This window comes from Planomicrobium sp. YIM 101495 (assembly GCF_009707665.1).
GTDB lineage: Bacteria > Bacillota > Bacilli > Bacillales_A > Planococcaceae > Planococcus.
In genome coordinates this window covers 137,492-153,045 of sequence record NZ_WLZW01000001.1, presented here as the reverse complement: position 1 = coordinate 153,045, position 15,554 = coordinate 137,492, and the positions used below count along the sequence as shown (strand labels likewise).

The following is a 15,554-nucleotide window of genomic DNA, read 5'->3' as shown; positions in this document are numbered from 1 at the left end:
ATAACTCCCCATTTCTTCGGGTTTAGAGAACACTCGCACGGCTATGGTAGATGAATCCCGATTCGGAATCCATCGTTACTTCGTAATCGTCTTCGATGATCGTTGTTGCATTGTCAACACCGACGATCACTGGAATGCCAAGGCTAAGACCTACGACAGCTGCGTGGCTTGTCAATCCGCCTTCTTCCGTGATGATCGCAGCACAATTCTCGATCGCTGGCATCATTTCCTTCGTCGAACCGATCGTGACGAGGATGCGGCCTTGTGCATCTTCTGGAGAAACTTCATCTCCGCTACCTACGACCAGTGTCTTACCGCGTGCCAATGATTTTCCGATGCCTTGCCCTTTCGCAAGAACATCACCGATCAAATGCACTTTCATCAAGTTCGTTGTGCCTGCTTGTCCAACTGGGACACCTGCAGTGATAACAACAAGGTCGCCGTAGTTCACGTAACCGTGGTTCAAGCTTTCTTCCACAGCTGATTCAAGTAGTTCATCCGTAGATTCCACTTTGTTCCCAACGATTGGCTGTACGCCCCAAACAAGTGACAATTTACGTGCAGATACCTCGCTTGAAGTGACGCCGATGATGGAAACGCCTGGGCGGTATTTCGCAATCATTTTCGCTGTATAGCCACTTTCTGTCGGAGCGATGATCGCCTTCACTTGCAAGTTGAGCGCTGTATAAGAGACCGCTTGACCGATCGCTTCCGTCATATTCGACTCTTTTTCTTTTCTTCTAGTAGAAACGATTTGTTTGTAGTTCAATGCTTCTTCCGTCGTCATTGCGATGCGGTCCATCGTTTCGACTGATTCTACAGGATATAGTCCCGCTGCAGTCTCACCTGAAAGCATGATCGCATCCGTGCCGTCGAAGATAGCATTCGCCACGTCACTTGCTTCCGCGCGCGTCGGGCGTGGGTTGCGCTGCATCGAATCAAGCATCTGCGTCGCAGTGATGACAGGCTTCCCTTGGCTGTTACATTTCTCGATGAGTTTCTTCTGGACGATCGGTACTTCTTCCGCAGGGATCTCTACACCAAGATCTCCACGCGCAACCATCAAGCCGTCTGAAACAAGAAGGATTTCGTCGATGTTGTCGACTCCTTCACCGTTCTCGATTTTCGGGATGATCTGGATGTGTTTGCCACCGTTTTTCTCAAGCAATCCGCGGATTTCCAAAACGTCGGAAGAACGTCGGACGAATGATGCTGCGATGAAATCGACGCCTTGTTCGATTCCGAAAAGGATATCTTGCGCATCTTTTTCCGTAATCCCTGGCAATTGGACAGAAACACCAGGAACGTTTACGCCTTTTTTCGTCTTCAATGTACCAGCGTTTTCAACGACTGTATGGATCAAGCTATGCGCTTTGTCGATTGACGTAACACGCAGTTCGATCAATCCGTCGTCAAGCAAGATGACGGAGTCTTCTTTGACATCTTCAATCAGACGATCATAAGTGATTGAAAATTTCTCAGCGGTTCCAAGCACTTCTGTCATGGAAATTGCGATTTCCTGTCCTGTTTCGAGTTCGATCTCGTCGTTCTCCATTTTGTGCGTACGGATTTCCGGACCTTTCGTATCCAGCAGGATCCCGATCGTCTTGCCGAGCTTCGCTGCTACTTCCTTGATGTTCTTGATGCGCGCAGCATGCTCCTCGTGGTCACCATGCGAAAAGTTCAGGCGTGCAACGTTCATGCCCGCCAGAATCAGTGCTTCCAATTTTTCCGGTGATTCACTTGCCGGACCGATTGTACAAACGATTTTAGTTTTTCTCAATGATCTCACTCCATTTAGCTATTAAATTGATAATTCTTTAGATAGTGTATATAAGCTCATATCCGTTTCATGAGATTCGGTGAAAGCTTGTGTCATATCATAGTCTACCACCTGGTGATTTCTCATGCCAATGGCACGGCCTTTGCCGCCAGCCATCAAAACTTCCACCGCTCGAGCGCCGAACAGACTGCCGAGCACGCGGTCACGTGCGGTCGGTGAGCCACCGCGCTGGATATGGCCAAGAACCGAAACGCGCGTCTCGACTCCCGCCTTATCGGCGATTTCCCGCGCCAGTGTATTCCCATCCGTCACACCTTCAGCGACGATGATGATACTATGCTTCTTGCCACGCTTCTTCCCTTTTTCAAGGCGTGCAATCATGTCATCGAGCTGATAAGGCTCCTCCGGAATCAAAATACTTTCCGCTCCGCCTGCAAGACCTGCCCACAAGGCAAGGTCTCCTGCATCACGCCCCATTACTTCGACGACGAACGTCCGTTCATGGCTCGTCGCCGTATCGCGGATTTTGTCGATCGCTTCGATGACGGTGTTCAATGCCGTATCGAAGCCGAGCGTGTAGTCCGTACCTGGAATGTCATTATCGATCGTGCCTGGCACGCCGATGCATGGGATGCCAAGCTTCGTCAGCTCCATTGCTCCGCGGTAGGAGCCATCCCCACCGATGACGACAAGCCCTTCAATGCCATGTTCCTTCAAATTCCGGACTGCCTTCTCACGTCCTTCCGACGTCTTGAATTCCGGACAGCGGGCTGAATACAGCTTTGTTCCGCCTCTTTGGATGATGTCCCCGACGTCCCCTGCCTCCAGCTTCTCGATCTTTCCTTCGATCAATCCTTGGTAGCCGCTATAGACTCCTGCCACCTCAAGTTCGTGGTAAATCCCTTTCCGCACGACTGCACGGATGGCCGCATTCATTCCTGGCGCATCTCCGCCACTCGTTAATACTCCAATTCGCTTCATCACACTACCTCCTGCCATTGCTATCCTTGATTTACCTTACCACGTTCGGGGACCGATGTCAGTTTGGAATCACTGTCCGAACGCTAAAAAAGAAGAGTGAAGCAGCTTTTCGCTGTTCACTCTCCATAAACACCAATGGCTTTGAATTTGTCGTAACGTTGCGCGACCAATTCATCCCCATTCATCCCGCCAAGTTCCACCAAAGACTGTTCGATCGCTTCTTCGATAAACCGTGCTTGTTGCACCTCATCATGATGCGCACCACCGCGCACTTCCGGAATGATCCGCTCGATGATTCCAAGCTCAAGCAAGTCGCTTGCCGTGATCTTCATCGCTTCAGCCGCAGTTTGTGCAAGTGCCGCATCTTTCCAAAGAATCGATGCTGCGCCTTCCGGTGAAATGACCGAAAAAGTCGAGTTTTCGAGCATCAAAATGTGGTTCCCGACACCAAGTGCCAACGCTCCGCCACTTCCGCCTTCGCCAATGACGATGGAGATGATCGGAACAGTGAAACCGGCCATCTCGACCAAGTTCCGCGCGATCGCCTCACTTTGGCCGCGCTCTTCAGCCGCTTTCCCCGGATATGCACCTTTCGTATCGATCAAACAGATGATCGGACGGTTGAACTTCTCCGCCTGTTCCATCAGACGCAACGCTTTACGGTAACCTTCTGGATGTGGCATCCCGAAGTTGCGGCGGACGTTTTCCTTCGTATCCCTGCCGCGCTGATGGCCGATGACAGTAACCGGTCTGCCTTTAAACGAAGCGATACCGCCAACAATCGCCTGATCATCGCCGAACTGCCGATCGCCGTGCAGTTCAAGGAAGTCGCCGAATAGAAGCGGGATGTAGTCGAGCGTCGTCGGTCTTTTCGGATGACGGGCCACTTGGACACGGTCCCACGGCTTCATGTTTTCATACGTTTCTTTTTCGAGCTTCTCCAGACGCCCTTCAAGACTCGTGATCTCTTCTGTCAAATCGACATCAGCTGTCGCTGTATATTCTTTCAGTTCATCGATTTTTTTCCTCAGTTCCAGTAGTGGTTCCTCGAAAGATAAATGTTTGATGGTCGTTTTAGCCACGATTCTCTACTCCCTTCGCGTGCAATTTTACGATGGAAGATAGTCTGTCGCGCATATCTTTCCGGTGAATGACTGCATCAAGCTGTCCATGATCCAGCAGGAATTCCGCTGTCTGGAAGTTTTCCGGCAGTTTTTCCCTCACGGTCTGCTCGATGACGCGTCTACCAGCAAAGCCGATCAACGCCTTCGGTTCCGCCAAGTTGATATCACCGACTGATGCGAAACTTGCAGATACGCCGCCCGTCGTCGGGTGCGTCATGATCGAGATAAAAAGAAGCCCTGCATTGCTGTGGCGCTTCAAAGCGACGCTCGTCTTTGCCATCTGCATGAGTGACAAGACACCTTCTTGCATGCGCGCTCCGCCACTCGCCGTGAAGATGATGAACGGGACGCCTCTGTCTGTCGCCGCTTCAATCGCACGCGTGATTTTCTCACCGACGACCGAGCCCATCGAGCCCATCCGGAAATGGGAGTCCATGATCGCGACAGCGACTTCCTGCCCTTTCAATGTTCCGATTCCTGTGAGTACCGCTTCGTTTAAGCCTGTTTTCGCACTGTCGCTCTGCACTTTTTCAGTATATCCCGGAAAGCTGAGCGGATTCGCTGATTGCAGGTGGTCATCCATCGATTCGAATGTTCCTGTATCCATTAAGCATTCCACACGCTCGAACGCTGTCATTTTGAAGTGATGATCGCATTTAGGACATACTTTGTGCGCCGTCATCAATTCTTTCGTCAACGTAATCTCTTTACATTCCGGACATTTCGTCATGATGCCTTCCGGTACATCTTTCGCAGCTTGTGTCGGAATCGTCGTCTCTTTTTTCAGTCGTTTATTTTTAAATAATTCACGGATGATCGCCATTTCGTTCTTCGCTCCCTTTTCGCAGAAAATCACACCAGGCCATATAGCCTTGGATCGCTTGCTCTTCCTCTTGCTTCTCAATTGCTCCAAGAATCCCGAGCAACATTTCTTTTTCCTGTTGTCCCACAATTCCTTGGAATGGTTTGCCGTCGAATTGCTCAAGCAGCATCCAGATCTTCAATGATAACCTGTTCCCCGAAAGCACCATCAATTCCTTGACGAAGTCTTCCCGCTGGAATCGGTTCTCACCGATCAACCGTTGCCGGAAACTGTCCCAGACACGCAGATTCCCGAGTGACTCATGACGGCAGACGTTCTTGATCGCCCACAATTCGTGCATCAACCGCGTTTCTTCTACGTCGCGGATCGATTGGTTGTCTTGAAGGATGAATGTCGAAAGTGTCTCGACGAGTTGATGGTTGCGGTGGTTTGAAAGGAAGGTCCCTTCTCCTCTGCGTGTTTCGATCAGACCAAGCAGCTCTAAACTCCTGAGTGCTTCCCGTATCGTCGAACGCCCGACTTGCAGACGCTCCGCTAATTCACGCTCGGATGGAATCCGATCACCCACTCTAATTTTGTCATTCCGGATCATGTCGCGGATATCGCGCACAATGTCCAAATAACGTTTGGGCTGATTCATCGCGGCCCCTCATTTACCATTTATTTGAAAGTGGTCAGACCACCTACTTTCTATACATTAGTAAAAAACGGGAGGAATGTAAAGAAAAAAGTGCAATTTTGTCTGATTTGCCTTGCCTTCCGTCTTATTTACAAAGGTTCGATGATTTTCGTGCATATAAAAAAGAACCCTCCCGGACAAGTCTTCGGATATGACTCGCCGGAAGGGCTCTCGATTATAGAAGTGATGTTCTCATTTTTTCATGTCTTTCACTTGGATTGCTATTTTTCCTTGCCTGTTTTCGACGGTGCCCTCGACTTCCAGAATCCTGTGCTCTTCTAATAAAGAACTGAATGCGGCATATTCTTTCGGGAACAGCGTGAGCGAACATGCCGCCGAATCATCTTGCAGCGTAAGAAACGCCATTGCGTCCCCTTTCTTCGTCCGGATCCGCTTGATTTCTTCGACCATACCGAGCACTTTCACTTGCTGCTGGTGCCGCATGCTCCGAATGTCTTTCAGGTCGGCGAATGCATTGCCACGGATTTTCTTCTCCCGCTCCACCGGATGTGTGGAAACGTAAAAGCCGAGCGATTCTTTTTCGTAATCAAGTTTCAGTTCTTCTGGAATCGGCGATGCTTCAGCGTACTTCGGCTTAAGGAAAGAGAACCCTGAATCATCGAACAATCCAGGCTCTTCGTTCGGCCGGACAAGTTCCGCATGCTTGACCGCTCCGTCCAAAGAAGACAGTAAGACACCACGATCTTTCCCGAAGGCATCGAGGGCACCTGCCTTAATGAGCGGTTCGATCGTCTTACGGGAAAAATGGATCGCCGAGATGCGCGCTGCGATGTCGTAAATGCTCGTGAACTCTCCATCTTTCCGCGCTTCTGTAATGGCGCGAACTGTACTGCCTGGCACCCCTTTGACAGCATAAAGCCCGATGCGCAAATTCCCGCTCTCGACAGAATACGCACCGACTTCCGATTGGATCGACGGCGGCAATATGCGGATGCCCCGATCTTTCAGCTCCTGAAAAAACTGATTCGTCTTGTCATTGTTTCCGGAGTGACTCGCGAGCAGTGCAGCGTAAAAGTGGACCGGGTAATTCGCTTTCATAAACGCTAGCTGATAACTGATCATACTATAAGCGACCGCGTGGCTTTTGGCGAAGCCATAGTCGGCGAACCGGACAATCAAGTCATAGACGGCTTGTGCCGAGGTCTCGCCGTATCCTTTCGTCCTTGCACCATCGACAAAGTGCTTTCGCTCTTGGTCGAGAATGTGTCGCTCCTTTTTCGAAACAGCGCGTCTCAATAGATCGGCTGCACCGAGTGAGAAGCCGGCCATCTTAGAGGCAATCTGCATGATTTGCTCCTGATAGACGATAACGCCGTACGTCTCTTTCAAAATCGGTTCGAGGTCTGGATGGCTGTAATCGACCCGTTCCTGGCCGTGCTTCCGCCGCGCATAAAGTGGAATGAATTCCATCGGACCCGGACGGTAAAGTGCATTCACTGCGACAATATCACCGAACATCGTCGGCTTGATCTGCCGAAGCGCTTTTCGCATCCCTTCCGACTCCAACTGGAACACGCCAAGCGTCTCCCCTTTGGCAAGCAGCTCGTAAGTCGCTTGGTCATCGAGAGGCAGCGCCCGGTAATCAATCTGATGCCCTGTGTCTTTCTTCACCAAGAAACGGATTTTGTCGAGAATCGTCAAATTCCGGAGTCCGAGAAAATCCATTTTTAACAAGCCGATCGCTTCCAGTTCCTTCATCGGCCATTGCGTCAAATAAACGCCTTCGCTTCCCGTCTCAATCGGAACGTGACGGACAAGCGGCACCGGACTCAAGATGACTCCCGCCGCGTGCGTCGAAGCATGGCGCGGCAGTCCTTCAAGCTGGGTTGCCGTCTTCAGCCACTTCTTACGGATGTCACTCGCCATGACCCACTCCTTGAAACGCGGCTCTTCGTGAAACGCTTGCTTCAGCTGAATGCCGAGACGTCCTGGAATTAACTTCGAAATGGCATCGAGCTCTTCCTTTTCGAAGCCGAAAACGCGGGCGGTGTCACGCGCGACAGCTTTCGCAGACAGCGTACCGAACGTAATGATCTGCGCAGTATAATCCTGGCCGTATTTCTGCGCGACATATTCGACCACTTCATGTCTTCGGTGGTCGGCGAAGTCAATGTCGATATCCGGTAACGTGATCCGTTCCGGGTTCAAGAATCGTTCGAACAATAAACCATGATGGAGCGGGTCCACGTCCGTGATCCGCAAGACATATGCGACGAGAGACGACGCGGAAGACCCCCGCCCTGGCCCCGTCAAAATGTCGCGGCTTCTGGCGAACGCCATGAAATCCGAGACAATCAAGAAATAATCGTTATAGCCCATCTCGTCAATCACGCCGAGTTCGTATCCGAGCCGTTCCATATACGCTTGTCCTGCTTCCGGTACGCGCTCTTTCAACCCTTGTTCACAACGCTCGCGTAAATAGCGCCCGTGATCCACTCCTTCAGGAAGCGGAAATATCGGCAACAATTTCTGATCCACTTGAATCGTTACGTGACAACTCGCAAGTACTTGCTCCGTCTGCCCAATCCACTGTGGCTGGTCCTGGAACCAGTCTTCAAATTCACCTGGCTCTGGAACGTATGCATCTGTATGCGGGGGAGTTTGCCACTCCGGATCACCAAGCTTCACACCTTGTGAAATTGCCGAAGCGACTTCCAGCGCAAAAGCATCTTCTTTTTTCAAGTAACGCACTTCGTGGATTGCCATGATAGGCATGCCCGTATGTTCACACCGCTCGATGAATAATTCTTCATGGCCTGTTTTGACTCCACCAGGGCGTTCGACCGCACCTAACACTAAATCGCCGAACACCGATTTCAAAAAGGCGAATGCATCTTCCCGGCCTTCAGCTGTCCAGACCGCTTTGTTCGGTACGAGACAATAAAGCCCTTCCGCGTATGCTTTCAACCATGCTTGTGGGATGGATTTCCGGTCGCGTGTGCCAAGTGCACTTGATATCTTCAACAAGTTTTCATACCCTTGCTGGGTCTTTGCATAAAACGTGACGGGCAAGTGCTGTGCTTCGAAGTCGATAAATGAAGAAAAGCCGATCACCCCGTGGATGCCGGCCTGCTTACATGCTTCCCAGAACGGAAGTACGCCGTATAATGTCGTATTCACAATCGCTGCCGAGACAGCGCCTTGCTGTTTTAAAAGCGGGAACAGCTGGTTAAGGCGTACCGTGCTTTTTAGCAAATCGGCTGACGTGCTTATATACGGATAAACCTTCGCCACTCCAATCCCCCCTTTACTTTTAGTCGTTATCACATAGTGCAATTAATTTTTCGACGATTACATCCGCTTCGTCCCACGAATGTACGGATGCCCCTGCAGCGAGCGGATGCCCACCGCCACCATATTCTTTCGCAAGTGTATTGATAATCGGTCCTTTCGAACGGAATCGCACGCGGATTTCCGTTTCTTCTTCGATGAACATGACCCATGCACGCATCCCTTTCACATCACCAAGTGATGAAACGAGTAATGACGTTTCAGATGGCGTCACATTGAATTTCTTCAGAACTGAAGACGGGATCCGGATATACGCAGCGCCGTTCTCTTCCAGCTGGAATTCTTGGTAAATGTACCCTTGCAAATTCAGCAAGTTACGCTCTTTCTCGTACATGCCATCATAAAGTTCTTCCCGGTCGAAATCGAAACGGATCAATTCGGATGCGACCTCGAACGTACGCTGTGTCGTGCTCGGATAGATGAATCTCCCCGTGTCTCCGACAATCCCCGCATATAGGAATCGGGCAGCCTTCTCTGTAAGCTTCCATCCTGCGTGCTCAGCGCCATATGTATATAGTTCGAAAATCATTTCCGATGCGGATGATGCACCTGTATCGACTAATGTAATATCTCCATATGGGTCGTCGTTCGGGTGATGGTCGATCTTGATCAAGCCAGACCCGTTCTTGTAGCGCTGATCATCGACTCGTTCCTGGTTCGCCGTATCCGTCACGATGACAAGTGCTCCCTCGAAATCGGTATCTTCCACCTTATCCGGTCCTGCCATGAAATCCATCGTCGGTTCGTGTGTTCCGGCAGCGAGAATCCGCTTTTCCGGATAAGCTTGTTCCAACAGGGCTTTCAATCCTAATTGCGAGCCATATGCATCCGGATCCGGCCGGACATGGCGGTGGATAATGATCGTTTCTGCTTGTTTAATTGTGTCAATGATTTGACTGTGCATTGAATACTCCTCCGATTCAAAAGGATTTCCATTCGCATTTCTTTCCGATTCTCAGTACAATGGAAGAAAGTTTGCGTTACAGGAGGTCCTTTATTCATGTTAGTTTTTGCAGGTTTGATCGTGTTGTCGCTTGTCGCTTATCTTTATTATAAAACAAAACAATTCCGTACGGCACTGCCGATCCGCCGGAAATGGTATGCATCGATCGCTTCGCTGGCACTCGGCAGCTTCGTCTTATTCTTCGGCATCAACCAGATTTTCTTGTTCCAAACGATGCTCACTTACATCATCGCCGGCATTTTCATCATCCTCGGCGGAGCACTCATCATCTACAACTACAAAGCGGCTAAGCACTACCACTCGTTCGTGGAAGAAGAAGCCGAACTCAATGCCTGAACTCTCCCTTCCCGGAGAGTTTTTTTAGTTCCTGTGCATTCACCGGTCAAGCAACTGGAATGTCAGCATGGCTTTTCCGACAATGTTGTTCCCTTCCGCCACTTCAACTTCGACTTTCGCCGATTTCCTCGTGATGTCCAATATATTTGATTTGATCGTGACAATCGAATCCATTTGGACCGGCTTCAGGAAATATACCGTGAAGTTCTCGAGCGCTGCGTCTTTCCGATTGTTCCGCTTCAAGCCACGACTCGCGCTTTCCTCAAGGATCGCCGTGTAAGCACCGTTCGAAATGGAGCCGTATGCATTGGTCATCTGCGGCGTCACTTTGAATTCCATCGTCATCGGATCATTGCCTTGTTGGTTCAGCTGGGTCTTGATGATGTCATCGATGGTCTCGCCTTGCTGCGGTTGACGCTGTGCGGTCTGGATCGCCTTCAAGACATCTTGCCGGCTGATGACTCCTCGCAGAAAGCCTTGCTCGTCACTAACCGGCAACAAGTCGATGCCTTCCCAGATCATCCGATGTCCAGCGGCTGCGACACTTGTCTTGAATGCCACGGTGATCGGATCTTTCGTCATCATTTTATCGATCGTTTCGTGATTTTCTTTGCCGAGTACATCCCGAGATGTGACGATACCGATCAATTTCTTCTGGTCATCCACGACTGGGAAGCCTCCATGGCCGGTCTCGCGATTCAATTCCCTATAACGGCTTACCGGGTCCTTCTGATGAAGATAATGCGTTTGTTCGATCGGAATGAAAATATCCTCGATCAAGAGGATCTCTTTTTTGATCAACTGATCATAAATCGCCCGGTTGATCATCGTTGCTACAGTGAACGTATCATAGCTTGTCGAGATCACAGGCAATTCATACTCGTCCGCGAGCTTCCGCACTTCATCGGAACAATCGAATCCGCCTGTGATCAAGACGGCCGCTCCTGCCCGCAATGCATATTCGTGCGCTTTGTACCGGTTCCCGACAATCAGTAAATTCCCCGCTGCCGTGTAGCGCATCATATCCTCCAACTGCATCGCGCCGATGACGAACTTCGTCAGCGATTTATGCAAGCCGCCTTTACCACCAAACACTTGCCCATCGACGATATTGACGATTTCCGCATAAGTCAGCCGCTCGATATTTTCTTTCTTCTTCCGTTCGATCCGAATGGTCCCGACCCGTTCGATCGTCGACACAAGACGCCGTGTCTCCGCTTCTTTAATTGCTCGGTAAGCCGTCCCTTCACTGACGCTCAGCTCTTTCGCGATGCGCCGAACGGAGATTTTCTCTCCCACTTCCAATTCTTCGATATACGCAAGAATGAGTTCATGTTTGGTCGTCATATTTTCACCTTTTCCTCATACTATCCTCTTAATTTCAGTGTATCACATGCCGGCCGATAACGGATGTCCATCTGTGTCGGCGAATAAAAAAATCCAGAAAGCCCCAGCTTTCCGGATTCCCCGTTCATTCGATTGTTTCACCTGGCTGCAGGACCCTCACCTCACACGCTGTAACCAATTTCTTGAAAACTTCTGGATCTTGCTTGATCGGCGGGAACGTATTGTAATGCATCGGCACGCCCAGCTTCGGCTGCAGCAACTCCAACGCATACGCCGCATCTTCCGGACCCATCGTGAAGTGGTCGCCGATCGGCACGAATGCAACATCGATATCATTGCGCTTACCGATCAATTCCATATCTCCGAACAATTCCGTATCCCCTGCATGGTAAAGGGTTTTCCCTTCCGCCTTGAACAAGATTCCTGCCGGCATGCCGCCATATATTACATCACCTGAATCTGTCGTATAAGATGAGCTGTGGAAGGCTTTCGTGAACTTGACAGTTCCGAAATCGAACTTCTTCGCCCCACCTAGATTCATCGGCACCACATCCAAGCCGAAGCTTCCAAGATAATTGGCAAGCTCCACGGGCGCCACCACTACCGCATCCCTCCTCTTCGCCAGCTCCACCGTATCACCGACGTGGTCATTATGCGCATGTGTCAACAGGATTGCGTCCGGTGCCTCTTCTTCCACTTTCAAGTCTGTCAAACCATTCCCATTGATGAACGGATCGATCAATATCGTGTACGAGCCTGTCTTGATTTTCACAACTGAATGTCCATGATAAGAAATTTGCATGTGAGTACCTCCTTCAATTTATCTTGAATAGTATTTGATGGTGCATCGAACTAGAGTGATTGGTGTAATAAATAATTAGAGACCGTCTGACCTGCATTCTTGAGTTTTTGTGAGGATGGACTTTGTCGGAGTCCGGCTGACCCGCATTCCAGAGTTTCACACATTAGAGGCGCTGAGCCGAGCCTCCTCGGTCGCTATCGCAACCTGCGGGGTCTCGTCTTAGCTTTCCTCCTCCAACGTGCTCACTCTTCCATTCCGGCTCAGCTCCTTCGATAACAGGATGTTGTATGGAATGCTAGTGATTTGGAGTCAGGTATTAGTGAGTGATTTCAGCTTTCATGCTAATTCTGGATTTAGTCGCGACTCAGATTTTTTCACTCTTGAAAATGAGCGAGTCGATGATGCATATCGTATCTCGAGTTGGCAAAGTCGTACCTCAGGAGCATGAGGTCGTATCTCATGACCAACAAGTCGTATCTCGCACATTTTCAAGCTTGATTCGGTGCCGAAGTATTAACTCGACAAAAACTGGCCTCTCCCACTTACTTTTCTCTCTCCAAAATTAGAACTCAGCGGCCTACGCAGTCAGCCGCCCAGACATTCAACTCAATACCAACAATAGAATGAAATGCTGATGACACTCTCTAACAATTAACCCCCCTCCCAGCGAAGTGGCTGGCCTGGACATGGCGGAGGGATAAGGTGAGCTTCCTGTGCTCTCATAGCGCTTTGCGCTACGGTCGCAGAGACACATTCCAAATTACATTTGGTCTGCGTCTAGCTCAGCTTATCCCGGGAGCCATGTCCTTAAGCCGCAAGCGATTTAACTCGCGATATCCATCTCCCCCAACACCCTAGTCCAACCTATACCCACATTATACAGAATAATCGGAATGGCTGGCAATTACTCAACCGCTCTCATTTTTGTTATGCTTATGGAGTAGAGGAGGAAGATCATATATGAATAAAATCGAGCAACTGCAACAGTATTTACAAACTGCACAGGTGGACGCAGCATTCATCACGAACCCCGACAACGTCTTTTACGTCAGCGGTTTCCGCAGCAACCCGCACGAGCGCTTGCTGGGCATCATGATTTTCAAAGATGCTGAACCATTCTTGATCTGTCCGAAAATGGAAATGCCCGATGCGAAAGCCGCTGGATGGGCTTATGAAATGGTCGGACACGAAGACACGCAAGATTCTATGGAATTGCTTCGTGAAAAGGTTCAAGAAAAAGTCGGCGAAATCGGCACGCTTGGCATCGAGAAGAACCATCTGACAGTGGATCGTTACGAAGCACTGCAAGAACGCTTCAATGCACCGACGTTCCACTCGCTTGACGATCAAATGAACACAATGCGCGTCATCAAAGACGAGGCGGAACTGGTCATTTTGCGTGAAGCGGCACAGTTCGCAGACTATGCGATCGAAATAGCTGCAGCGAACTTGAAAGAAGGCATGACGGAGCTTGAACTGATGACGATTGTCGAATCGGCATTGAAAGAGCGCGGCATCAAGCAAATGTCATTCGAGACGACGATCTTAGGCGGCGAGAAAGCAGCATCCCCGCATGGATCGACTGGCAGCAGACCTTTCGCACTCGGTGATTTTGTCTTGCTTGACCTCGGCGTTGTCCATAAAGGATACTGCTCGGACATCACGCGCACACTTGTGTTCGGTGAACCGGGTGACAAGCAGCGTGAAGTGTACGAAACGGTTCTGCGTGCTGAACAAACAGCGCTTGAAGCCGTTAAACCTGGCATCAAAGCCTCTGACCTGGACCGTATCGCACGCGACGTAATCGAAGAAGCTGGCTTCGGTGAGTTCTTCACCCACCGCCTTGGCCACGGACTCGGCGTATCCGTCCACGAATTCCCATCCATCCACGGCGCAAACGACATGCCGATGGAAGCTGGCATGGTCTTCACGATAGAGCCGGGCATTTATATTCCGGGTGAAGTCGGCGTCCGCATCGAAGACGATGTGGCAGTTACAGCTGATGGTTACGAAGTGTTGACAAACTATCCGAAAGAGATGCGCATCATTTCATAATACGCAAAAAAGCAGCGGCACGATGCCTGCTGCTTTTTTCTATGAGATCAAGCCAATAGCTCATCCACTGATTTGTATTCGCGTCCTTGGTCGTCTGCCACCGCTTTGTACGTGACGTAGCCTTCCAATGTGTTGACACCTTTTTTCAATGCTTCGTTGTCTTGGATCGCTTGCTTGTAGCCTTTGTTCGCGATTTGGACAGCGTAAGGAACTGTGACGTTCGTCAAACCGATCGTCGATGTACGTGGCACTGCACCCGGCATGTTTGCGACTGCATAATGGACCACATCATGTTTTTTATATGTCGGGTTATCGTGTGTCGTGATGCGGTCGCTCGTTTCGAAGATCCCGCCTTGGTCGATTGCGATGTCGACAACGACTGAACCTGGTTTCATCGATTTGACCATTTCTTCCGATACAAGCTTCGGCGCTTTTGCACCCGGAATCAGGACCGCTCCGATGACGAGATCAGAGTTCTTCACAGATTCCGCGATGTTCAACGGGTTCGAGATGAGTGTCTGAACACTCTTGCCGAATAGATCGTCCAACTGACGCAGGCGATCCGGGTTCAAGTCAAGAACCGTTACATCCGCTCCCATGCCGACAGCGATTTTCGCTGCATTCGTTCCTGCTACGCCGCCACCGACGACTGTTACTTTCCCGCGGCTGACGCCTGGGATGCCACTTAGTAGAACGCCTGCCCCGCCGTGGATCTTTTCAAGGAATTGTGCACCGATCTGCGTAGACATTCTGCCAGCCACTTCAGACATGGGTGTCAACAATGGCAATGTATTGTTTGGGAGTTGAACTGTTTCGTAAGCGATTCCGACAACTTTTGCATCGAGCATCGCTTGCGTCAATTCCAGTTCAGGAGCCAGGTGTAGATAAGTGAACAGGATCATGCCTTCATGGAAATACCCGTATTCGGACTGGATCGGCTCTTTCACTTTCATGATCATTTCCTGAGCCCAAGCTTCTTCGGCAGTTGCAACGATCTGTGCACCTGCTGCTTCGTAGTCTTCATCCATGAAATTGGAGCCGATTCCTGCTCCGGACTGGATGAACACTTCATGGCCGTTCTGTTTAAGATTGACGACGCCAGCTGGTGTCATCGCCACACGATTTTCATTGTTCTTCACTTCTGTAGGTACACCGATACGCATTGCAAAACCCTCCGTTAAATGTAATGGACGCCAATTGGCGGAAAGCAATATTTCTAATTATTCAAGCATATCAATTCTATCAGATATTACAATGTCCGGTATAGTTAATTGTCTTTTCAGAAAACGATAAAACTCGAAATTCTGCCTTAAATAAAAGAATTCACAGATTTGTAAAGTTTTCCGGG

At 50.0% G+C, this 15,554-nt stretch carries 12 protein-coding genes; 2 read left to right on the top strand and 10 right to left on the bottom strand.

Annotated features, from left to right (window positions below; all coding sequences use genetic code 11):
- Nucleotides 1-22 precede the first annotated feature (22 nt).
- The 7 genes from pyk to GIW82_RS00805 form a co-directional block, all read right to left on the bottom strand.
- On the bottom strand, nt 23-1,783 hold the full coding sequence (pyk, locus tag GIW82_RS00835; RefSeq protein WP_154748045.1) for a pyruvate kinase: 1,761 nt from the start codon (nt 1,781-1,783) through the stop codon (nt 23-25).
- A gap of 21 nt (nt 1,784-1,804) precedes the next feature.
- Nucleotides 1,805-2,764 (bottom strand): 6-phosphofructokinase, encoded by a 960-nt coding sequence (gene pfkA, locus GIW82_RS00830; protein ID WP_154748044.1) that lies wholly within the window; start codon nt 2,762-2,764, stop codon nt 1,805-1,807.
- A gap of 116 nt (nt 2,765-2,880) precedes the next feature.
- Entirely contained in the window at nt 2,881-3,846 is a 966-nt protein-coding gene (locus GIW82_RS00825) for an acetyl-CoA carboxylase carboxyltransferase subunit alpha (protein ID WP_370455946.1), read from the bottom strand.
- Nucleotides 3,839-4,711: an acetyl-CoA carboxylase, carboxyltransferase subunit beta gene (gene accD / locus GIW82_RS00820; RefSeq protein WP_154748043.1), complete on the bottom strand. Its 873-nt coding sequence runs from the start codon at nt 4,709-4,711 to the stop codon at nt 3,839-3,841. The genes GIW82_RS00825 and accD overlap by 8 nt, the downstream gene beginning before the upstream one ends.
- The gene (locus GIW82_RS00815; RefSeq protein WP_154748042.1) at nt 4,695-5,351 is read right to left on the bottom strand and encodes a FadR/GntR family transcriptional regulator; all 657 of its coding nucleotides are present in this window, start codon (nt 5,349-5,351) and stop codon (nt 4,695-4,697) included. Before GIW82_RS00815 ends, accD begins: the two co-directional genes overlap by 17 nt.
- Before the next feature lie 231 nt (nt 5,352-5,582).
- A complete protein-coding gene (dnaE, locus tag GIW82_RS00810) occupies nt 5,583-8,645 on the bottom strand; it encodes a DNA polymerase III subunit alpha (protein ID WP_370455945.1) in 3,063 nt (1,020 codons plus the stop codon).
- Nucleotides 8,646-8,664: 19 nt separating this feature from the next.
- Nucleotides 8,665-9,606: a DHH family phosphoesterase gene (locus GIW82_RS00805; RefSeq protein WP_154748040.1), complete on the bottom strand. Its 942-nt coding sequence runs from the start codon at nt 9,604-9,606 to the stop codon at nt 8,665-8,667.
- Between the two features lie 96 nt (nt 9,607-9,702).
- Here GIW82_RS00805 and GIW82_RS00800 point away from each other — a divergent pair, with 96 nt between their 5' ends.
- Complete coding sequence (locus tag GIW82_RS00800) at nt 9,703-10,002, top strand: YtpI family protein (protein ID WP_154748039.1); 300 nt, start codon at nt 9,703-9,705, stop codon at nt 10,000-10,002.
- Between the two features lie 39 nt (nt 10,003-10,041).
- Here the strand turns inward: GIW82_RS00800 and GIW82_RS00795 are convergent, their stop codons facing one another.
- Nucleotides 10,042-11,349, bottom strand: coding sequence for a DRTGG domain-containing protein (locus GIW82_RS00795; RefSeq protein WP_154748038.1), 1,308 nt, complete (start codon nt 11,347-11,349; stop codon nt 10,042-10,044).
- A gap of 124 nt (nt 11,350-11,473) precedes the next feature.
- Nucleotides 11,474-12,151 (bottom strand): metal-dependent hydrolase, encoded by a 678-nt coding sequence (locus GIW82_RS00790; protein ID WP_154748037.1) that lies wholly within the window; start codon nt 12,149-12,151, stop codon nt 11,474-11,476.
- 960 nt (nt 12,152-13,111) lie between these two features.
- On the opposite strand from GIW82_RS00790, the gene GIW82_RS00785 reads away from it, so the two are divergent.
- The gene (locus GIW82_RS00785; protein ID WP_154748036.1) at nt 13,112-14,206 is read left to right on the top strand and encodes a M24 family metallopeptidase; all 1,095 of its coding nucleotides are present in this window, start codon (nt 13,112-13,114) and stop codon (nt 14,204-14,206) included.
- Between the two features lie 47 nt (nt 14,207-14,253).
- On the opposite strand, the gene ald is transcribed toward GIW82_RS00785, so the two are convergent.
- Nucleotides 14,254-15,369, bottom strand: a complete 1,116-nt coding sequence (ald, locus tag GIW82_RS00780) for an alanine dehydrogenase (RefSeq protein ID WP_154748035.1) — start codon at nt 15,367-15,369, stop codon at nt 14,254-14,256.
- Nucleotides 15,370-15,554 lie beyond the last annotated feature (185 nt).